This window comes from Acidovorax sp. GW823-FHT05D11, assembly GCF_058795695.1.
The window spans coordinates 2,176,335-2,196,152 of record NZ_CM179502.1 but is presented as its reverse complement, the minus strand read 5'-3'; the positions used below and the strand labels follow the sequence as shown (position 1 = coordinate 2,196,152).

Annotated in this window: 25 protein-coding genes and 1 tRNA gene; all 26 read right to left on the bottom strand. The window is 65.0% G+C overall.

Features of this window, described 5'->3' with window-relative positions; translation table 11 throughout:
• Nucleotides 1-618 (bottom strand): hypothetical protein, encoded by a 618-nt coding sequence (locus AC3RCE_RS10190; RefSeq protein WP_492255088.1) that lies wholly within the window; start codon nucleotides 616-618, stop codon nucleotides 1-3.
• Between the two features lie 12 nt (nucleotides 619-630).
• Nucleotides 631-1,047: a phage tail fiber protein gene (locus tag AC3RCE_RS10185; protein WP_492255087.1), complete on the bottom strand. Its 417-nt coding sequence runs from the start codon at nucleotides 1,045-1,047 to the stop codon at nucleotides 631-633.
• Nucleotides 1,048-1,071: 24 nt separating this feature from the next.
• Nucleotides 1,072-1,740 carry a phage adaptor protein gene (locus AC3RCE_RS10180; protein ID WP_492255086.1) on the bottom strand — a complete coding sequence of 223 codons (669 nt, stop codon included), beginning with the start codon at nucleotides 1,738-1,740 and terminating at the stop codon, nucleotides 1,072-1,074.
• Nucleotides 1,741-1,747: 7 nt separating this feature from the next.
• Complete coding sequence (locus AC3RCE_RS10175; RefSeq protein WP_492255085.1) at nucleotides 1,748-2,314, bottom strand: hypothetical protein; 567 nt, start codon at nucleotides 2,312-2,314, stop codon at nucleotides 1,748-1,750.
• A gap of 3 nt (nucleotides 2,315-2,317) precedes the next feature.
• A complete protein-coding gene (locus AC3RCE_RS10170) occupies nucleotides 2,318-3,049 on the bottom strand; it encodes a hypothetical protein (RefSeq protein WP_492255084.1) in 732 nt (243 codons plus the stop codon).
• A gap of 86 nt (nucleotides 3,050-3,135) precedes the next feature.
• Nucleotides 3,136-3,585 (bottom strand): hypothetical protein, encoded by a 450-nt coding sequence (locus AC3RCE_RS10165; RefSeq protein ID WP_492255083.1) that lies wholly within the window; start codon nucleotides 3,583-3,585, stop codon nucleotides 3,136-3,138.
• Nucleotides 3,586-3,661: 76 nt separating this feature from the next.
• Nucleotides 3,662-4,786, bottom strand: coding sequence for a N4-gp56 family major capsid protein (locus AC3RCE_RS10160; RefSeq protein WP_492255082.1), 1,125 nt, complete (start codon nucleotides 4,784-4,786; stop codon nucleotides 3,662-3,664).
• A 111-nt stretch (nucleotides 4,787-4,897) separates the two neighbouring features.
• Nucleotides 4,898-5,140, bottom strand: a complete 243-nt coding sequence (locus AC3RCE_RS10155; protein ID WP_492255081.1) for a hypothetical protein — start codon at nucleotides 5,138-5,140, stop codon at nucleotides 4,898-4,900.
• The gene (locus AC3RCE_RS10150; RefSeq protein ID WP_492255080.1) at nucleotides 5,140-6,165 is read right to left on the bottom strand and encodes a hypothetical protein; all 1,026 of its coding nucleotides are present in this window, start codon (nucleotides 6,163-6,165) and stop codon (nucleotides 5,140-5,142) included. The genes AC3RCE_RS10155 and AC3RCE_RS10150 overlap by 1 nt, the downstream gene beginning before the upstream one ends.
• A complete protein-coding gene (locus AC3RCE_RS10145) occupies nucleotides 6,149-8,452 on the bottom strand; it encodes a portal protein (RefSeq protein ID WP_492255079.1) in 2,304 nt (767 codons plus the stop codon). Before AC3RCE_RS10145 ends, AC3RCE_RS10150 begins: the two co-directional genes overlap by 17 nt.
• Nucleotides 8,452-8,934: a hypothetical protein gene (locus AC3RCE_RS10140; protein ID WP_492255078.1), complete on the bottom strand. Its 483-nt coding sequence runs from the start codon at nucleotides 8,932-8,934 to the stop codon at nucleotides 8,452-8,454. Before AC3RCE_RS10140 ends, AC3RCE_RS10145 begins: the two co-directional genes overlap by 1 nt.
• On the bottom strand, nucleotides 8,931-9,605 hold the full coding sequence (locus AC3RCE_RS10135) for a Gp49 family protein (protein ID WP_492255077.1): 675 nt from the start codon (nucleotides 9,603-9,605) through the stop codon (nucleotides 8,931-8,933). The genes AC3RCE_RS10140 and AC3RCE_RS10135 overlap by 4 nt, the downstream gene beginning before the upstream one ends.
• On the bottom strand, nucleotides 9,602-11,131 hold the full coding sequence (locus AC3RCE_RS10130) for a terminase large subunit domain-containing protein (protein WP_492255076.1): 1,530 nt from the start codon (nucleotides 11,129-11,131) through the stop codon (nucleotides 9,602-9,604). Before AC3RCE_RS10130 ends, AC3RCE_RS10135 begins: the two co-directional genes overlap by 4 nt.
• Nucleotides 11,121-11,858 (bottom strand): terminase small subunit-like protein, encoded by a 738-nt coding sequence (locus tag AC3RCE_RS10125; RefSeq protein WP_492255075.1) that lies wholly within the window; start codon nucleotides 11,856-11,858, stop codon nucleotides 11,121-11,123. Before AC3RCE_RS10125 ends, AC3RCE_RS10130 begins: the two co-directional genes overlap by 11 nt.
• A gap of 57 nt (nucleotides 11,859-11,915) precedes the next feature.
• Nucleotides 11,916-11,991 (bottom strand) — tRNA-Ile (locus AC3RCE_RS10120).
• Nucleotides 11,992-12,104: 113 nt separating this feature from the next.
• Complete coding sequence (locus tag AC3RCE_RS10115; protein ID WP_492255074.1) at nucleotides 12,105-12,569, bottom strand: hypothetical protein; 465 nt, start codon at nucleotides 12,567-12,569, stop codon at nucleotides 12,105-12,107.
• The gene (locus tag AC3RCE_RS10110) at nucleotides 12,566-12,865 is read right to left on the bottom strand and encodes a PadR family transcriptional regulator (protein ID WP_492255073.1); all 300 of its coding nucleotides are present in this window, start codon (nucleotides 12,863-12,865) and stop codon (nucleotides 12,566-12,568) included. Before AC3RCE_RS10110 ends, AC3RCE_RS10115 begins: the two co-directional genes overlap by 4 nt.
• Nucleotides 12,866-13,045: 180 nt before the next feature.
• On the bottom strand, nucleotides 13,046-13,594 hold the full coding sequence (locus AC3RCE_RS10105; RefSeq protein WP_492255072.1) for a hypothetical protein: 549 nt from the start codon (nucleotides 13,592-13,594) through the stop codon (nucleotides 13,046-13,048).
• The gene (locus AC3RCE_RS10100; protein WP_492255071.1) at nucleotides 13,591-14,004 is read right to left on the bottom strand and encodes a hypothetical protein; all 414 of its coding nucleotides are present in this window, start codon (nucleotides 14,002-14,004) and stop codon (nucleotides 13,591-13,593) included. The genes AC3RCE_RS10105 and AC3RCE_RS10100 overlap by 4 nt, the downstream gene beginning before the upstream one ends.
• The gene (locus AC3RCE_RS10095) at nucleotides 14,001-14,426 is read right to left on the bottom strand and encodes an HNH endonuclease (RefSeq protein ID WP_492255070.1); all 426 of its coding nucleotides are present in this window, start codon (nucleotides 14,424-14,426) and stop codon (nucleotides 14,001-14,003) included. The genes AC3RCE_RS10100 and AC3RCE_RS10095 overlap by 4 nt, the downstream gene beginning before the upstream one ends.
• Entirely contained in the window at nucleotides 14,423-14,926 is a 504-nt protein-coding gene (locus tag AC3RCE_RS10090) for a hypothetical protein (protein ID WP_492255069.1), read from the bottom strand. Before AC3RCE_RS10090 ends, AC3RCE_RS10095 begins: the two co-directional genes overlap by 4 nt.
• The gene (locus AC3RCE_RS10085) at nucleotides 14,919-15,104 is read right to left on the bottom strand and encodes a hypothetical protein (protein ID WP_492255068.1); all 186 of its coding nucleotides are present in this window, start codon (nucleotides 15,102-15,104) and stop codon (nucleotides 14,919-14,921) included. The genes AC3RCE_RS10090 and AC3RCE_RS10085 overlap by 8 nt, the downstream gene beginning before the upstream one ends.
• A gap of 194 nt (nucleotides 15,105-15,298) precedes the next feature.
• Nucleotides 15,299-15,529, bottom strand: a complete 231-nt coding sequence (locus AC3RCE_RS10080) for a hypothetical protein (protein WP_492255067.1) — start codon at nucleotides 15,527-15,529, stop codon at nucleotides 15,299-15,301.
• Nucleotides 15,526-16,131 carry a hypothetical protein gene (locus AC3RCE_RS10075; protein WP_492255066.1) on the bottom strand — a complete coding sequence of 202 codons (606 nt, stop codon included), beginning with the start codon at nucleotides 16,129-16,131 and terminating at the stop codon, nucleotides 15,526-15,528. Before AC3RCE_RS10075 ends, AC3RCE_RS10080 begins: the two co-directional genes overlap by 4 nt.
• Entirely contained in the window at nucleotides 16,106-17,005 is a 900-nt protein-coding gene (locus tag AC3RCE_RS10070) for a YdaU family protein (RefSeq protein WP_492255065.1), read from the bottom strand. Before AC3RCE_RS10070 ends, AC3RCE_RS10075 begins: the two co-directional genes overlap by 26 nt.
• A 43-nt stretch (nucleotides 17,006-17,048) precedes the next feature.
• Nucleotides 17,049-19,691, bottom strand: coding sequence for a DNA methyltransferase (locus tag AC3RCE_RS10065; RefSeq protein ID WP_492255064.1), 2,643 nt, complete (start codon nucleotides 19,689-19,691; stop codon nucleotides 17,049-17,051).
• Between the last annotated feature and the right edge of the window lie 127 nt (nucleotides 19,692-19,818).

The following is a 19,818-nucleotide window of genomic DNA, read 5'->3' as shown; positions in this document are numbered from 1 at the left end:
TCACCTCACCAAGAAAACGTTGTTCTCGAACTGGACGATGAAGGTCTGGGCCTCCACCGCCGGCTCATCGAAACGCACGCGCTTGATGACGCTGGTATCGATGTGCACATCCGCGCGGGCCTGCACGTTCAGCGGTGCCCTGCACAGCGCGCGCAGCCGGGCCACCACCTGCGCGGAAGCCGTCATCGCCACGGGCCTGCGCATCAGGGCGCGGCCCTTCACGGTCCCGGTCGCCAAACTCGGCGCCACCACCGGGGACCGGCGCAGGGCCCGCGCCGTATGGGTGATGACGGCCGCTGCCGCCATGTTCACCACCACGCGCACCACCGGCGACTCGAGTGCGATGTCCGCCACGCCCCTCGCTGCCACCAGCGCGCGCGCCACCACGCGGCCCTCGGCCCCCACGATGCCCCGCACCACAGCGTCGATCCGGGCACGGACCACGCCGAACACCCGGGCCTCGATCACCGCGCGGGCTTCGGCATGCGTCACCGACCCACGGATCACGCGCGGCTTCACGGCCGCCATTGCATAGGCGTAGGCACGCACGATCACGCGCACCGTCGGGTCGATGTACGTCCCGTTGAGCGGCGCGACGTTGAGGCCGTTGGTGTTCATTGCCGTGGGGCCTTACACCAGCGTCAGCGTGAAATCGCCCGTGGTGGCGTCGCTGTCCACCTGGTACTTGTCGTTGACCGTGAGGGTCTTGGCCTCCGGCAGCGGCTGGCTGAACAGCAGCGTGGTGGTCGGGTCGGTGGGCGTTGCCCCCTCCACGATGCCGATGTGCGTCACGACCACGGGCGCGCCCACCACGGGAGGAAACTCCACGCGGGTGGCGTTGTAGGTGACGCCATTGGCGGGCGCAGCAAAGTCGCCCGCGGGCTGGCGCTGATACCACGCCGCGTCCACCTCGGTCCCCGCCGTGAAAGCGTCCGTGGGGTCAGCCTTGAACAGCGCGAAATACCGGTTGCGCATGTTGGGCATGGCCTGGCCGCGCAGCACGGCGTTGACGATGGCGTTGGCAAGGGAAGTCGAAAAACCAGACATCGGATACTCCTGTCAAAAATCGGATCAACCCGTGGCCGACGGGTCGGTGCCCACCTTGGGCTTGAAGGCCTGGCGCGCGGCCGCGTCGTCGCCCAGGCAGGCCTTGTAGAGCTTGAAATGGGCTGCCGCCAGATCAGCGTTGCCCACCTCTGCGTCCATGCTGTACGCCCGGAACAGCACGAAATGCAGCAGCGCGTTCTTCATGTCGTCCGGCACGTTGACGTTGCCGCCCACGCTGGCCCAGTCATCGCCGCTAGGCGGGGCCACGTCCTGGGGCAGCGGGGCGTAGTCCACGTCCACGCTGGCACCGACCAGGGCCGGCGGGTACACCCAGAAGACCTTGGGCTCCCGCGGATCGAGCATGAAGTGCTGCAGAGCCTTGGTGCCCTGGCGCGTGTACCAGCTGGGGTCCGAGGCATCTAGCAACTTGCGCGCAACCTGGCGCAGCGGCCGGCCGCCCGTGTTGCGAGGGATGTCGATGAGCCGGCTGCAATCGGCGGGCACCGACTGCCGGGGCCCGGCCACCAGTGCATGCGCCACCGTGGTGACCACGGCATCGGGGCGGAGCACAACAATGTCGCGCTGCCCATCGTTGAGGTGATTCACCAGATCGCGCGCGGACCAGCGGTCCCCGGCAAGATCCTTGAGCTGGTCCTGGGCGGCCCAGATGATGTCTTTTGCGGCAACAGTCATGGCGGCCTCAGAAGTAGTGGGGCCGCGCGCGCGGACGGGTTGCAGCGCTGCCGCGCCAGAGTTGGGTGGCGATCTCGCTGCAGCGATCCTCGAAAGCCTGCAGCTTCAGCCCGTCGTCATTGATCCGCGCCACCGAGCCATCGGCGATCACGTCGGAATACTGGTCGAACAGAAAGTCTTCGATGCCCGCTGCTCCGAGTCCGGGCTTGAGTGTCGCCACCAGCACCAGGGTCTGCCCGGCCGCCGGCGCGCAGCTCAGGTCCACCGTCTTGCGATCGGCGGTCGAGACGTAGCGGCCGCGTGCCCCGCCACCCGGGCGCCACAAGTCGATCGGCGTGCCATCCAGCTGCGCGCCTTCTTCCAGCCGCACCAGCTCTGTCTGTTGTGGCAGCTCCATCTCGTAGTTCGTGACACCGGCCAAGAGGCTGATGGGCTCCAGCGTGACCCTCCAGGCGCGCGTGCGCTCGCAAAAGCGCTGGGCGCTGCGCAGCACCCGGCGCTCGAGCATCGGGTCGGGGATGCCGTCCGCGATGAACGGCAATACCTCCGGAAAGAAGTCACGCCACGCGCGCATGGGTTACTCGCCCCGCAGGCCCTTGGCCAGCAGCAGACGCAGCTCGGCCACGGGGGTGCTGTTGCCGCTGGGCAGCTCGATATTGCTGGCGCTGGCGAACTCGCGCACCTGCTTGGCGGTGAACTTGTTGAGGTCGATCTTTTCGCCCTTGTCGTTCACGAGGACGAGTGGATCCACTTCCGGCTGCGCACCGGCGGCAGCCGCCTTCTGGGCAGCCGCGGCCTCCTCGGAGGCTTTGAGCGCAGCAGCCGCGTCGGCGCGCTCCTGGTCGTCCTGCTCGTCGTCGTCTTCATCGGAGGTCTTCAGCGCCTCGCGGTAGCGCTCCACCTCGGCAGAGATCCGCTCATCGCGATCGGCCTGGGCCAGTGCGTTCCAGCCAGCCAGATCCAGTTCCGAGCGCTCCTGAGCCTCCTGCACCACACGGGCCAGGGTGACAAAGTTCTCATTGCCCAGCTCGATCTCGGCCGGGAAGGCGTCGGAGCCCAGCAGCACGTCCGGTGCGGGGGTGGATGGTGCCGGGCTGGTGGTTTTGGCGCTGGCGGCCACAGGGTCACTGTCGATCGTAGCGCTCGCGTATTCGACGTATCCCTCGCGGATGGAGAGCAGCCGATGGATAGCAGCAGCATGCGTGACTTCAGCCACGCAATGACGATGTTCGTTGGGTTTGAATTCGATCTTGAGGCCAAACAGTTCCACGGTCGTGGGCTCAGTGCGGCGGATGGCGTGAATCAGCATCTTGCTTCCTTCTGGAATGGGTTCAAACGAAAAGGGGCCGCAGCAATGCAGCCCCTACACACACACTTACCGGGGCCTGCGGCTGTTTAGCTGCGCAGGTGCAGGAAGGCGAGGATCTGCTTGCCAGCGGAGGCCGAAGTGGCGGCTGCAGCAGTGACCTTCAGCGAGATGCGGCGCGCGACCGTGCGATCAGCCAGCGCCGCGGCCATGTTCGAGGCGCGAGAGATCGAGCCGCTGGCCGTGCGGCCAAAGGTCAGGTTCGCTTCGTAGACCGTGGCCAGGTCGGTACCGGCCGCGTTCTCCACGCCGATCGAGAAGGCCAGGGTGGGCGCACCGTTGCTGTCCAGCTGGGGCCCGCCCACGTCGTAGTCGGCGAGTTGGATGCCGGGCGGGATGTCGAGCAGCGTGATGATGTCGCCCACAGCCAGCGCCACGGCAGGCAGGGTCACATCGATGGGCACCTTGGTGACCAAGGCATCATTGGGTTGCGGCACGCTCTTCTTAGCGGACGCCACGTCGGAGAGGTATTTGGCCATTTCAGGCTCCTACAGGGTGACGGGGTTGGGATGGGTCAAGCCAGGACAAGCAGCCCGCCGAAGCGGGCCGCGGTCATCAGGCGTTGGGGTCTGCGCAATACGTGTCCATTGCGAACACGCCGAAGTCACGCTGGACGTTGCCGTCCTTGGACTTGTAGGTGGCCTTCTTCACGCCCATGATTGCGTGAGTGCCGATCGCAACGCTGTTCTCGTGGTCCTTCTGCACCTCGGTCCAGCGGTAGCGGGTGCCCGTTTCGTTGTCGCCATAGGCCACGAAGCCAGCCTGCGCACCCAGGAACAGGGCTCGGGCAGCGGGCAGATTGCCACCAGCGCCGAAGTCGTTGAAGCGAATCACGTTGCGGTGCTTGTGCAGGATGGAGTCGTTGTACATCCCCATCGCGCCCGTGAAGATCGGGTTCTTCGCGCCTTCAGCCGCAGCAGCCGCCTTCTGGATGTCCAGCCAGCCACCGGTACCGGCGTCCTGGCGCAGCGCATCCGCCTGGAAGGTGTGCATCAGCGTGACATAGTGGTCGCCGCCCTCGATGGAGATGGGGATCATCGACAGCTCGTCGGAGCCATCGCCGCCCATCGTTTCCGCCTTGGCCACGGCCTTGTCGATCAGGCGCAGCTTCATCGAGTCGCCGCTGGTGACGGTGGCCTTGCTGGTGGCCGCGCCACCATACAGCTGGTGCATGCTGTCCGGCGCCGTGAGCGGGTTCACCTGGAAGAAGGGGTTGTTCGCCGACCAGATGTAGCCGCCGCCGTGGCCGCGCGTGCCCGACAGGTAGATGAAATACAGCTCGTCCATGAGGCGCTTCCACCAGTCGGTGTTCACGCGCTTGGCATCCTGGCGCAGGTTGCGCAGGGTGCGCTTCTTGGTCATCCGCGAGCCCAGGTCCGAACCACCGCGCACCTGGTCGATGCGCATGCGGTCGGTGTAATACTTCAGCGGCTGTTCCTTGCCGTCCAGAGTCTCGTCACCGATCACTGGCTCCATGTTCATGGGCATGAGCAGATCGACGGTCACCTCTTCACCCGCTCCGGATTCGAGGTCATCGATGCGCTGGAAGGGCAGGCGCGCGTCCTTGCCCTCGCCAACGAACTTGCGAGCCCAATAGCTCGCCTTGTTGATGGCAACAGCCATCAGAGAGGCCCACTTTTTGACGGCCTGGGGGTCGTTAACCCCGATCAACGTGCGCATGAAGCGACTCCTAACCCTCTCGGGCATGAGCGCTTCTTGCGCAGTTCCAGGATGCCCCTGGCGGCTTGGTTCGTTCCCAGCGCCTGGCGGCGCGTCTACGAACCGGAACGATCAAAGCGTACGGTGTTTTTTCCGAATTTCAACACCCCTCGCGCCCTGCGGCGTGGTCGGCGCGCAACTGGCATCGTTGGCCGCCACGCGTGGCTTGTCCACCACCACATCCTCCCGCAGCGTGACGTAGAGGCCGACACGCCGGCCGCTGCGCTCCTCCACACGCACAACGATGCGGCCACCGTCGAAAGAGAGCTGTTCGCCGTAGCGCAGCTCGCGCACCAAGGTCGTGGACTTGGACATCAGGCGGCGTCCAGGTAGCGTTCTTGCTGCTCGGGCGTGAGGCGTGCGAGCGCGCGTTCCAGGGAGGACCCTTCCAGCCCCGCGAGGTGCGCGAATTCGCTGGTGATCGCGGCGTCAGCGGCCACCGGCACGCCGGCGAGTGTGGGGGGCAGCGTCGAGCGATCGACAGGCTTGGGCTGGCGCGCAGGGACTGGCGCAGCGGCTGGAGCTGGAGTGGCGGCTGCAGGCGCGGGCGCTGGGGCCGGTGAAGCCGCCCTTGCCTTGCCGTGGCGGCGAAGCGTATAGGCCACGGCCTCGGCGAGCGCGTCCTTCGATGCCGCCAGGTCGCCGGGCTTGTCGTCAAGGCCACGCTCCTGCGCTTCCTTGGCGAACATGCGCACGGCACGGTCAAAGTCCCCAGATACCGCACTGAGGTCCAGGCCCGCGGCCTTCAGCTCACCACGCGCCGTACGCAGCTCCTTGCTGTAGTCGGACATCATGGAGTCGAGCTGGATCTGCTGGCGTGCGGCGTCCGTGGCTTCGGCGCGCACCAGCTTGTCGAGGCCGGTAGAAACGCGCTCGTCCACCGCCTGGAAGTCCTCGCGCGACATCTCGCCGTCGAGCATCTGCTGCAGGGCCTCCGATCGCTCGGAACGCAAAGCCTTGCGCTGCTCCTCGATGTCGTCTGGCGTCACGCGCTGGGGCGTCAGGTCCGCATCTTCGTCATCGTTGTCAGCGGCCGCTGGTGCTGGTGCTGGAGCCTCGCCCGGATCACCCGCAGGTGCGGCAGCAGCAGGCGCAGGCGCGGGCGCGGGCGCGGGCGCGGGAGTAGGCGCGGGCGCTGGTGCAGCAGCGCCGGCCGGGTCGTCGTCATCGTCATCGTCAGATCCGGGCGCCGCGCTGGATCCAGGGGCCGGGGCCGGCGCAGGGCTGGAGCCTGTGCCCAGTGCGGCAAGAACATCCTCGTCTCCCTCTTCGAGCTCGAGCAGGGCGTCACGTTCGACGGCACTCAGGCCGCGCAGGTCTTCATCAGAGATTGGGGGCATCTTGCACTCCTTGATTGATAGCAGGTTGAACAGGCGCAGAAAGCGCTGAATCGGGATTTCCCGGGATTTCTTGTGGCACTTCGGCCGTGGGCAGGTGTGGTGTCGCAGGCGTGCCGCTCGCCAGCCCCGCCTCGGTAGCGATGGCATCAGCCGTGTGGGCAACCAGAGGTGCCGCGGCGACGGCCTGCTGGGCAGTGGTGAGCGTCGCCATAATCGCGTCCACCTTCTTGAGTACTTCCTCGATGTCGAGCTTGCTGATCTGCTTGCGCACCAGGTCGATTTCGGCCTGCAGCTTGCCCAGGCCAGCCTTGGCGGTGTCGGTGGCAAGCTGATCCTGCTCCGCCTGCTTGGCCTGCATCGCCTGCTCGGCCTGCAGTTCCTCGGGCGTGGGCGGCTTGGTGGGGTCGCGCTGGCCGTTGATCTTGCGGATGCGGGACACCCACTCTTCGCGGCCCTGGATCTCGGTGGTTTCCACCACCAGGTCGAGCACCGACACCACCACCTGGGGCGCGAAGGTCGCGATCTTGCCCAGCAGGTCGAACAGTTCCTCCATCGCGGCCTGGGCCATCGAGCTGCGATAGTCCTGCGTGTCCACGATGAAATCCGCCTCGCGCGCCGTGACATCGTTCAGGATCTCGCCCGTGGCCGGGTCGAGCTTGTTGGTCTCCAGCCATTCGATGGGCTTGCGATCACCCACGATGCGGATGGCCTTCGTCTCGGTCCAGAACTGCTCGATGTGCGAGAGCCGCAGTTTCCCCGCCTGCTTGATGGCCAGCAGGAGGTTGTCGAACAGCTCCGAGCTGGTGAGCGAGCCCTGATCCTGCTTCAGGCCGATCGCCTTGCCGGACTGCGCCGACGTGTCGCGGCCCAGGTTCTCATTCGTCACGCCGCCGGCATTCCGCAGCAGTTGGCTATCCTGCTCGGCCAGCTCCAGATTCGCCTGGAAATCGGCGATGTTCTTCTCGAAGGTCAGCTGCTTGTTGGGCTTGCGGACAATGATCCCGTCCGGCCGGGCCGCCTCCTCCCGCAGTTCCTCGATGTCATCGACAGCCCCCTCCTCCATGCTGATGCGGTTCACCGACAGCGCGAACAGGGCTTTGGAGCGGCGCTTGTTCAAGTCGTCCTGGATGTCGCGCATGCCGCGCATGGCGCCGTAGGCCATGCCGTCGCGAGCCCGGCGGTAGCCCCAGATCGGCACCAGCAAGAAGCGGCCGTGGCGATACGGGCTCACCATGTCAATGCAGGGAGCCTCCTTCGTGCACAGCATCACCCGCATGCGGAACTTGACCGACTCGTAGAAGCTGGCCATACGGTCCTGCTTGACTTGCTGGTGCTGCTGATCGGCTGGGTTGAAGATCCGACCTGAGAACGGGCCGCCCTGGAACACCTGCACCACCTCGGGCACGCGGTACCAGGCCTCCAGCATCTCCACGCTGCGGCGGCGGCTGTTGTCGAAATAGCCCTCGCGCCGCATGTACGCCGATCGCCCGCCAAACGACGATAGGGAATTTCCCCATTCGGTCTCGCTGGCCCCGGTCAGCTTCTCGCCCAGGTACCACACGTCATCGCCGTTCTCCACGTCCTCGTGCCGGCCCGCCATGCCAATGAGGTGGAGCTTGCTCTTGGGCAGCAGCGCGCACGCATAGTCGAGATCCAGGATGCGGCGGCGGAACAGGTAACGCGCATCGACGTTGTAGTCCACGTTGCGGCTATGGCTGTCGCGGTAGATATTGCGCCAGTCCTCCATGCCCGAATAGATGATCTCGGCCTCGGGATCGCGGTTGGTGCCTTCCTCCAGCCACGACAGGCCGGCCGTGGCCGCCTGCTTGAACGCCTTGCTGCGGTGCCACTGGGTGTCGTTCACGTCGTCCGTGTACTTCACCAACTTGGTCTTCAGCTCGGCGCCCTGCTCGTCGTTGGGCTCGCGCGGCAGGATCTTGTAGTCCTTGCGCATGCGCTTCTCTGTGCCCGACAGCCAGTCGATGGTCTGGCGCGATTCGTTGAACACCAGGGGCGCCTGGCCACGGTCCAGCATGACGCGGGCATCCTCGGGGCGGTACTGCAGATGGTCGTAGTAGTCCTCATCGATCTGCATCTGCAGGCGCTCCTCGGCCTGGCGCTCCGCCTCGTACTCCAGCAGATCCATGAGCGTGTGGTGCCGATGCCCCAGCAACTCGTCCTCGCTTGCCTCTGGAGGGGCGGCGTCAAGGTCGTTCTGCTGGGAGCGGCTGCCCGAGGCGGGCTGGTCACTAGGTTGGCGCTTCTCGCGTTCGCGGACTTCAAACATCAGATCACCTCGCTGTGCAGGTCACTGCCGCAGGCCCTTGCAGTCACCTCGATACCCATGCGGTGGCGGCGCACCTCCAGGGCCGAAGGCTGCTCCAGCGGCATATCGATCAGGTCAGGGATGCCCTCGCAGATGATGTCCAGCATGCGGGTGATGCTGGCGCGATCGTTCATGTCGAAGCCCATGGTCTCGGCCGCAAGCACCGCAGTCTTCAGGAGCTGCGGCGTGGGGTTGCCCTTGGTGTCCACGTAGGCAAAAGCATTGCGCATGGGGATCGTGTAGGCGCCCGTTTCCATGCGGCGGAACGCGGGAAACAGCACCATGCAGGGCTCGGGCTCGTCACCTGCCGTCACGTCGCCAGCCGAACGCAAGTCCAGCCATTGGTAGCTGCACACGATGTCGCCGATCACGCGCTGGCGCCAGGCGCGCTCGCCGCCCAACTCCACCATGGGGGTTCCGCGTGGGCCCAGGATGCTGGTCATGCCAGTGCTCCAGCGGATGGACGCGGGGTGCCGGCCAAGTCGGCGGCTGCATCGTCATCGGTGAGCACCGGGCGGGCCAGCTCGTCGCGCAGGCGGAAGCCCAGCAGCTCCCAGATCTTCTCGACTGCTGCTTCCCGGGCTGCTTCCCGGCCCTTGCCCGCGTCATGCTGTGCGCGGTCAATTGCGCCGTAATTCACGCCCAGCACCTTCGATCCGTTGCGCAGAACCAGCGTGCAGATCGTGACTTGATCCAGGTTCGTCCAGGCGGCGGGCCGCGTACCCATTTCGGACTGGCCAAGCACGCCATCGGCTGCGGTGAAGTAGAACTCGGCGGCGACTTCAGCCTCGATGTCGGCCGGCGTCACGCGCGGGCCCTTGTTGGCCTTGGCCAGGATCTCGCGCTCCAGGGCGTCAGGGCCCGGGTCCACCACGGACAGCGTGGTCACGACGGGTTTGTAGGTGCGCTCGAACACATGCGCTGGCGACCAACTGATGTATCCCGCGTGCCGCGAGTCGTTGGCCTTGCCGCCGTCCTGATATTCCACCAGATACCCGCCGTCGGCCGGGTTCTCACCTGCGGGGTTCTCCCAGCCCCGGTAGGCGTTGTATTCGCCGCGCGTCATGGGCGTGGCATGCAGGCGTTTCGTGCCTTCGTACAGTTTCGGGCTCATGCTGTTCTCCAGGAAGTTGTGCGCTTCGGTTTGCTCGCGCGGGGTTTGACGCGGGCCAGGGATAGCCCGGTTTTGATGAGGTAGCGCGAGGCGTCCATCAAGTGATCGTTTTGCTTCACGATCTGGCCCTTCTCGTCGCGCCGATAGATGCGGTATTCGTTGATCCAGTCCCGGCAGGAGCGGAACACCTTGAGGCGGCCGGTGGACAGGCGCTCCCACATGTCGTAGATGCCGCTCTCCACGCCGTTATCGGCCGGGTTCACGTCCAGGCCCAGGTCCGTGTAGCTCTGCAGCAGCTGCTCGCCATCCTTTTGGCTGCGGCCACGGGCGGCGGGGTCGATGGCCCCGGCAATCCATTCGCCGCGCGCCCGCACCGCTGCCGCGTGCACAGACGGCTCGGCCTGCCCCCGGTAGTGCTGCGAGTAGAGGTACACGATGTCGTTCTCGCGGTCGTGCGCGCCCCAGATCACCGCCGTGCGGTTCCAGCCCACGTCCATGCCGTAGGCGCGGGGCCAGAAGTCGGGCAGCGGGAAGTCATCCACCAGGATCTCGTCCTCGGGCACCGGATAGATCGCGCCAGAGCCCAGCGCCGGGATACCCTTGGTCCGGGCCGCACGCTGGTGCGGGGCGAGCTTGGCCAAGAGCTTGGCCTTGGCCGCGTCGGACAGGTGGGGAACGTCATCCCATCCGCACGACACGATCAGGCGGTCCGAGGCGGCCAGGCGCTTGAGGCCGTCCGGATCCTCTTCGTCGGTGAAGGCCTCGACCGGCTTGGTCAGCTCCTGCACCAGCGGCGTGAGGCCATTCAGGGGCGTGAACGTGAGGATGGAAATCCCGCTGCGCGTCATCAGGCGCACCAGCGCCTCTTCGTACACGTCCTGCGGGCACTCCTCGTCCGCCCAGAAACCGTCCAGCTCGAAACCCTGGAAGATTTCCCGCCCCTGCTCGTAGCTGCGCAGCCACAGCTCCGACTCGCCACCGGACTTGTGCCGCACCAGGATCTTCTCCACCGCGCCCTTGACGTGGGAGCGCGGCACCACGCCGGTGATGCTGTCGCCAGGAATCAGGCCCGTGCCGTAGTTCTCGGGCTTGTCCGTGGTCGCGCCCAGCATCTTGAGCTGGATGATGTCCCGCGTGGTTTCGTGGGTGTCGCCACTGGCGAGCCAGCGATTGGCCTGCGTGAAGCGGTGCCCATCCCACCAGTCCGGATACTCGCCCGTCAGGTGGTAGGCGATCTCGGTACCGGCGGCCACGGTCTTGCCCACGCGGTTCCCCGCCATGAACACCCGCTCGCTGGCCCGCGCGATCTCCGTGCGTTCACCAGGGGGTGAGCCAGGCGCACGGGATGCGAAGAACTCCATGTGCCGGGGATACAGCTCGCGGCGCAGTGGCCCCGCCGCAGGGAACATCGTCTCCAGCAGCCGCGTGCGCTGGCGCCGCTCCACCTCCGACAGCAAGGAACTCAGCTCCAGCCGCTGGTCGTGCGACAGCGTGGACAGGTCGAGCACGCCGGGATCAGCCAGCATCCTGCCCTCCCTGCGGAACGATGGCGGGCAACACCACACCGAACTTGGCCAGCCGCTTCAGGAGCTCGTCGTCGCTCACCGACTTGTGGTCAATCGTGCCTTCGACCTGTACCTTCTCGCCATAGATGCGCGGCTTCATCTTCGCGGCGATCCACTTGCGGGCGTCCACGCGCAGCTTGTTGCGGGCCACGGCGGTTTTGTCGAAGGCCATGGCCACGGTCTGCCCGGTCGCCATATCCACCACAGGTGCGTAGTCGGCCTCGTCCGCGATCGACACGATCTCATCGGCCAGCTTGTCGGCCCGATCCTCACGCGCGCGCGCATACATCTCGGAGCGACTGTCGTCCTTGCGCACCCAGTCATACATCGTCGTGTACGGGATCTCGCGCGCCTTGCAGAAGTCGGCCATGTGGCCGCCATCCAGGATGAACGCGATCAGCTCTTCAAACGCGCCCTCCTTCTGCGCCCAGCGCTGGAACGCAGTGAGAGGCTTCTCGGCGATGGGAGTTGGAGCGGACGGTACCGGCGCGGGGGCAACCTCCTTGGCGGGGGCTGCAGGCGTGGGGAGCGATGGGGGGGTGGCAGTGCGCCATCCGGACGCCTTGGGCGCGGCTGCGTTCTTCGCAGCGGCGGGCGCGGGCTTCGCGGGATTCTTCGGGGTCGGCTTGACCAGAGGCTTCGTGGCCTTCTTGGCGTTTTCGGCGGGCGACTTGCTCGTCTTGGTCAAGTGTCGGGAGAAAAGACGCCGACACGGGGTCGGCGAAGGATGGCGCTGCGGGAAAGATGGTTGCGGAGGCCGGACTCGAACCGGCGACGGCGGGGTTATGAGCCCCGCGCTCTACCAACTGAGCTACACCGCCCGGCTATGAAAATTTATTGCGCGCGGGAATGCAAGGGGGGTGCATCGAGAGCTCAAAAAACAAAACGGGCCCTAAGGCCCGTTGTTCCACCACCGCTCCAGATCGCTCAACGCCTACTGATCGGTTCCCGCCTTCACCGCCTTGGTGAATGCCCCGAACAAGGTTCCGATAACACCCTTGAGAGCAGTGCAGCCCAGCCACACAGGAATCAAGCATTTGAGTCGCAATACACCCCACTTGTCCCCTGACTCCAGGGCCTGAAAGTACGCCTCAGACGCGTCGCCCATCAGCGCAGCCAATTCCCTCTCCCTGAATTTTGGTGGGCACACACCTTGAATAAAACGCAGCGTCCGATAGCCCGGCGCCCGAGCAATCGGACTCTTTTTGGCAACTTTCAGAGACGCCAGCGGCGCAGTTAGGGTTTCTACTAACTTTATTCTTACTGCCAACTCGGCAGTGCTCAATTTTGCAGCCTCAAGCCTCGCCCTCTCCAGCTCTAGCTCTAGCAACAATAACTCATTGTCTGGAAATTCCAGTTCAATTACATGTACTTCTTCTTTTTTTCCATTGTCCTTCATGCAAATATTCCTTGAACACCCCGCTCATAGACATCCACAGATTCAGCCCATGCTCGGTATACCTTGCTGCCAGCCCCAGTGACCTTGTAAAGCACACGGGGAATGGCCGATGCTGGCTTCTCCTCCCTGCGCGACTCCACAAGTCCCTTGTCTTCTAGACGACCCAACAAAACATAGACAGAACCCATTTTGAGGGTGCCGCCTGAGTTATTTACCATCTGCAACCCATACATCTCGGAGCCGGCGGCAGCGACGAGCTGTTCTAGAATGATTGCTTCGGTTTTCGTAATTTTCATAAAAATGATAATATTGAATTAATGATATTTGATATTCTGTATATTTGAATTTTAGTTAAATTATTGAATTTTATTATTTTCGTATGGGGTTCGTTCTCCTATGCACGTTCGGCACGGAACCTCTCGTACAAGCATAATTATATCTTACAAACCGTAAGAATGCAAGTACCCCCAGGCCGATCACACCCACTTTGCGAGCGACGTAGGCCACACCCCCATCAGTTCGAGCTGTCTCCGGGTCTGTGCGCCATAGCGCGCCTCCAGTTCCCGCCGCACCTCCTTGGGGTAAATCCGCTCCGTTCCGATCAGGTAGTGGCAGCCCTTCTCCCCAGGGCGCGGGCCACACCCCGGCCAGCCTAGGCGGCAGTCGGACTTGATCCCCGCCCCCTTCCCCTCGTCCGCGTGACAGAACTGGGAATAGCCCTCCACCCCGCAATGCGCGCACGGGAGCTGGCGCACCAGGCGCATGTAACCCTCGTGCTGGATCGGCGCCTCCTTCGGGCGCGGGATGACGGGATCGTTCGCGGGGGCTGCGTACCGGGCCCGGGGCAGTGGCTTGGCCACGGGGACAACAGCAGGAGTAGACGATGGGGCCTGCCGCTCTTCACAGCCCACCATCAGGCTCAGGATGCGAGCGTCGCGGAAATCGGCCATCACCTCTTTGGCCGCCTTGCGCGTGTCCGGGGCGGTTTTGAATCCCGTGCGCTGGAGCGGGGTGCGGCGCATCATGTGACCAGCCCCGTGAAAAGCCCGAGCTGCGGCTGCTCTGGCGCTGCTGCAGCGGCATGGGCGCGCACTTGGGCACGCCAGCGCGAGCGGAATGCCTCGGCCTGCAGCCCGGTGATCTCTGTCCGGAGGTCGCCTCGGTCGTGCCCAGGGCAGTAGTCGGTGCTTTCGGTGAAGCTGCCCTGATAGCGCAGGCGCACATGGAAACTCCCGGCATGCACGGCACAGGCCTGGCAGAGCGGCGCGTCACATGTGTGCACCAGCCGGTATCGTATGGGGACGCCCCAGGCCGGGCAGGTCATGAGGTTCGGAGCTTCCTTGGACATTTCCCCGCGCTTGCGCTCCCAGCCTATCCAGGAATCGCACAGCAGCTCGGCCTTGCCGCCGCAAAACAGGCACTTGCGGGCCGTCATCGTGCAGCACCCTCCACCGCCCCGGCATCCGCACGCAGCTGCTCGAAGTAGAAGATCACAGGCTTCGGCTCCAGCAGCACCAGACCATATCGCACAGCCCTGCGGAAGGTGGACACGTCGCGCGCCAGCACCTCGTTGCTGCGCTCTATCATTCCGCGCCACGATTCGAGGCTCATGGCGTGCTTGTCGATGTTGCAGGGCGGGCACGCTGGGTTCATGTTCTCCACCGTGTCACGGTGCGGGTAGTCGGGACCGCGTGAAGGCGTCGTGAATCCTGCGCGCTTGAACCAGTCGTTGCGCACGATGGGTTCGATATGGTCGGCGTGCCACTTCTCGCCCAGCGGATGGCCGCAGTACGCGCACCGGCCGCCAAACTTCTCGCGCAACGCGGCGCGATCTGCCTTGGTGAGCTTCTTCGTCATGGCGCGATGCCCCCAATGATTTCCCCCGTGTCCGGGTCCACCTGCATGCGCTCCCACTGGTCGAAACTGGCCGGAAACGTCACGCCCAGTTCGGTTGCGGCAAAGGCACTCACCCGGTCGATGAGCTGGCTGTAGCCCTTCACGCCCAGGTCCTCGGTGCTCACCCGCTGGCGCCGGCGCACCTTCCTCCCCGTGATCGGGTTCTTGGTCGTGACCGTCTTGTGGCCCAGGTACTCCGCGCGGAAATACTCCTTCCACACCTGCAGCGGGAAATGCGCGCCGTCGGCGCCCACGGCCTGCGCCGCGATGGTCTTGAGCACCACGCCGTGGTAATACTTGCGCTGGCGGTCGGTCTTGGCGTCCTCGTGCAGGCGCACCTCTACCTCCAGGCGGTGGCCCGCCTGCCACTGGGTCATGCACCAGGGCGCCACGCGCTGCAGGAAGCTGGCGCGAGCCTGCTCCTGGGTGGACCAAACGGCGTGCAATGCGATGTCAGCCATTGCGCACCTCCACCTTTACCATGCCGCCCAGTTGGTCGGACTTCACGAGGGTCAGGGCCCAGGTCCTGTCATTCACGCCCAGCACGTCGCCCAGGCCATCGAGCCCGGCCTTCATGCTGGCCAGCATGTTGTCCATGTCCCGGTGGCGCCTGTCCGGCAGGAAGAAGGTGATCGTCATGTGCAGGGAGTCCGCGTCCATACGCTTTGCGCCCTGCGCTTTTGCCTGCCAGGCGCACGCGGCCCGGTAGGCTTTCTTCGCCCGGGCCAACTTCTTCCAGTGCTGCCTAGTGTTGGGGTTCAGCTCCTTGGGCGGCCATGGGAGCGTCAGCGCCAACATGCTTTCTTTGCTACTCATTTTGCAGCACAAGAGTATCAAGCTACGCCAACTGGCAAGCGGGTGTCGTTGGCCGCCTCGAAGCCCGACAGGAACGACTGGGCGCACGCGGCGCGGTTTTGCGTTGTGTGCACCTCGGCATCGAGGTACGCGCGGTCAGCAGCAGTCACCGGCATGCGCTTGGCGGCCACTTCGCGGCCGACCTTGTACAGCTGCTGCAGGTGCTCCTGGCTTGCTGCGAGCGCAGCACACACGTCGTTAATCTTCATGGTTGCTCTCCTTCCGTCGATGGGGTGGATTCAGGATCCGGGGTGCGGGGCGCCAGCAGCTTCTTGATGCGGACGCGCTCCTCAGGGTTCGGTGGGCGCGTGGCGAGGGGCTTGTGCTCAAGCGCTGGGCGGGCATCGGGAATGGGGTCACCCCAGCCTGCGTCCATCTCGCGCTGCAGCGCTATTTCCCAGCGCTTGCGGCAGGCCCCGAACGACAGGGCGCGCAGCTCGTAGTCCATGGCCGATGCGGCGCGGTACACGGCAGGGTGCGTCCACACGCCCTTCTGGCCCACCGCGCGCGCAGCCATCCCGGCCTTGGCTTCCTCCCACGCGTATTCCGGTTCCAGCGATGGGCGGCACAGCACCTTGAATTCGCCCAGCGTGGGCGCGAAACGACGGTTGGAGCAGGCGTTCAGCCCACGCTCCAGCTCGTGGCGGCGGAACCCCGCGAGCCGCTGGGCCCACTCGCCGCGCAGCTCCTCCAGCGGCACGGCGCCAAAGGCGTCCGCGAACTTGGTGCCCAGCTGCGCGCGCAGGCTCAGCATCAGGGCGTCAACGGCGGCTACGGGGAGCGCGTCAACCGACGAAACGGGCTTCGACATCGACAGTGCGCTTGTCAGGCTCTGCATGCTGGTCTCCGGGGGTGAGGGTTGATCCGATGCCTGCGAGCCAGTCATCACGGGCGTCGCGGCGGGGTTGGTTGGCGGCGGGCTGCGAGCGCGCGATGGGCGCCCAGTCGGCCAGGTAGTGCTCGTCGGGTCCGAAGAACGTCGCGGCCTGCTTCACGTACTGCGGCTCGGTTTTGCTGGCCGTGCAGAACGCGGCATAACGCTGCGCTCCGGCCAGCAGCACCTCGGCCGTCACGCCGCCCTTGCGCCGCGCGGCCCAGGCCTTGTGGGCCTTCGTCTTCGAGTCGCCAGGGCGATCGGGGTAGGCCTGCCACGCCGTCTCGAATTCGGGCGGGTACTTCGGCCTTTCGCCGGATGCGCCATTTATGTCTTCACCGATAGGTGAAGAAGGTGATGGTTTAGGGCAATCCTCATGCAATGCTTGTTGCATGCTTGGAGCATTCGCTGTGGCATTGCCAGGAGCATTGCCCGGGGCATTGCTTGAGGGTGTGCCTGATGGTTTGCCCCAGCGTGCTTCGGCTGCGGCCTTGGCCTTTGCTACAGCAGTGCTCTTGCGAATGCCTGCAGCATTCAGCTCCTTGTCGGCACGCGTGTGAATCCACAACCCGTCCCGGACCTCGAAGAACCTAGCCAGGCGTGGGCCCAGCTTCTTCCATTCCGCCGGCGTGGCGCGAGCGATCGCCGCCAGCTCGTCGGCATCGTCGGCCAGCGGTCCTTTGTTGCGCCAGTAGGCGAACAGCAGCAGCAGGTAGCCACCATGCTGGTCGCGCGTCAGCGCCATGGTGTCGGCAAGATATTCACCGATCCACAGGGGCATCCAGGCGTCCACTTTCTCGGAAGTGCTCAAGCGGCCCTCCCCTTCACGCGCAGCGCGAATGGCAGGGTGGATGTCATGCAGCCTCCAGGTCGAGCGTGTCGAAAAGGGAGGGCATCGAGATCTCGCGCTCCATGGCCTGGCAGTAGGAAACGCCATCCAGGAAGTAGTTGGAGCTCAACTCGCATCCAAGGCCCCGCCGTCCCAGCTTCACTGCCCGATACGGAACGGTCATCAGCCCGCCGAACGGGTCATAGACCACATCGCCCTTGTTGCTCCACTGCACGATGGCCCGGTCGGCGATGTCGAATTGCATGGGGCACAGGTGCATTTCCTTGCCCTTGGCAGACTGGGCGCCATTGAGCGTGAGCATGCGCGTGATGTCGCTCCAGACCTCATCGCTCCAGCTCTGGGGCTGCAAAAGCATGAATGCAGATGGCAGCTTGCCTGCGTCCTCCAGGATCTGGGCGGCGCGAACGTGGTTCTCGTAGCTGTAGACCGCCTCCAGGCTGTGTCGCTTGAACAGCTGGAAAATCTCGTCGTAGGGGAGCCCCAGCAGGTGGGCCGGGTCCAACAGCCGATCGCCGCTTGATCGCGCAAAGCCGTGGGCGTCGGTTTGCCAGCGTGCACGGGTGTATGCGGGACCGTGCGCAGCAACAGGCCCGAAACTCCCGTTGGCCGCGTCCTGGAACTCCAGGTCGGGCTCCTTGAACTCGCGGCCATCGACCAGTCGCACCCATGCGACCTTGCTTTTCACCACGGGGATGTCGGCATACGTCTTCTCGGTACTGCTGGGCGGCTTGCGGAAGATCAGCAAATACTCGGGCATGCCCACGCCCATCTTGGTCCCGTCCTTGCATTGCTCGGTCCAACTCAGGCGGTAGGTCTGTGCGTTCTCGCGCACCACGTCGGTGACGATGGTCTTCATGCCCATGTAGCCGAAGCCGTGCTTGCGGAAGCACTGAATCGTGTCCAGGTGGAACGGGTAGACCGTCTGGTAGTGGTGCTCGCCCAGGCCGCTGGGCACGATGCGGTCCTTGACGTGAATGGCCGCGATGCGCCCCGGCTGCAGCACGCGCAGCAGCTCGGGCACCAGATAGTCCATCTGCGCGAAGAAATGCGCGTTGTTGTCGGTGTGGCCGAAATCGGCGTAGTTGGGCGAATACTCGTACTGCGTGCTGAACGGGATGCTGGTGAGCACCAGGCCCACGCTGCTCTCGGCCATGGAAGCGGTTTCGCGCACGCAGTCGTTGTTCACGCAGGTGAAACGGTCGCCCTTCACCTCCACGCGCTCCACGCCCAATTTCCGGGTCAGGGAGTGCACCATGCCGGCCTGGGAAAGGCCGAACTCTCGAATAATTTCTGTCATCTTGGCCACCATCTGGTTGTGCTGGGCCCACTTGCGCTCCAGATCACGGCGGATCTGGCGCTCGGCCTCGGTGTAGATCAGGTCGATGCGCACGGGGCGCGTCTGCAGGAAGCGCTGGATGCGGTGGATCGCCTGGATGAAGTCGTTGAACTTGAAGCCGATGCCCATGAAGACGGCCCAGGCGCAATGCCGCTGGAAGTTGCAGCCGCTGCCCGCGATCACCGGCTTGGCCGCCAGCTCCTGGAACAGCCCATTGCTGAAGTCCACGATCGCCTGCTCGCGCTCGTCCAGGTCCTGGCTGCCGTAGACGCTGACGGCGGATGGAATCGCCTTCTCGATGGCAGCGCGCTCGGCTTCCAGGTCGTGCCATAGGATCCTGTGGGCGCCCGGGTTCTCGGCTCGGATCTCCATCACCTTGGCAATCCGGGCATCCAGGCTGTCGCGCTTCTCGCGCGAGGCCTCGACGATGCCGATCGCCTCCGCCTTGAACATGCGGGCCTGTCCGTAGACCTCATGCCCGGCCTGTGCGTGGTCGGCCGCGATCTCGTGCCAGCGCACGTCCAGCGGCGGCAGCTCATAGCCCTCGTCGCTGAATCCCAGATCGCTGGGGCGCTGGACGAACAGCCCCCAGGACGCGCACCACAGCCAGAACTCGCGCTCTTTGTGTGGGTGAATGGTCAGGTGGTCGGCCTTCTCGCTATTGCGCTTGAAGAAGCGTGTCTTGGCCTGGCCAACATCCATGATTCCCAGGAATGCGCTGTACGCCAGCAACTCGATGAATTCGTTCGGGCTCGGCGTGGCCGTGGCCACGAACCGGTATCGGACACCATCGCTGCGCACGCGGGCATCGATAGTCTTGCGATCGCCCGCAAAAAGCGCCATGAACTCGCGAAAGGTCTTAGTGCCGCCAAAGCCACGAAGGCAGGAGGCCTCGTCCAGGCTCGCGACCGCGAACAATGTGGGGTCCAACTTCCCGTCGCGGATCGTCTCGTAGTTCGTGAGGTAGATGCCCTCGGGGTCATCGCACTCCTCGATGCGGCGGACGAACTTCACGGTGATGCCCAGCATCGCAGCGTCGCGGATGAACTCCTGCCGCACGCCCAGGGGGAGGACGATCAGCGCCATGCCACCGGCCTTGGCGCGGGTGATGCGCACAATCTCCAACTGCATCACGCTCTTCCCTAGGCCGAAAGCAGCGAAGAGCGCGCGGCGTCCGCCACGCACGGCCCAACAAACCATCGCGATCTGGTGGAGCTTCAGCAGCGGGTTCACCTCGTGCGGCTCGCAGGGGACGCCTTCCTCGGCAGGCAGCGTCACCTTGGCGCGCAGGAATTGCTCGTAGGCATGCATCAGGAGGCCCCCTTGGTTCCGGGCAGCACGATGGAAGCGGGCTGCGTCTTGGGGCCGCGCTTCGCTGCGGGCCGGGCCTGCGCTGACGAACCACCGCGCACGAAATACGCAGCTGCGAACGCATTGG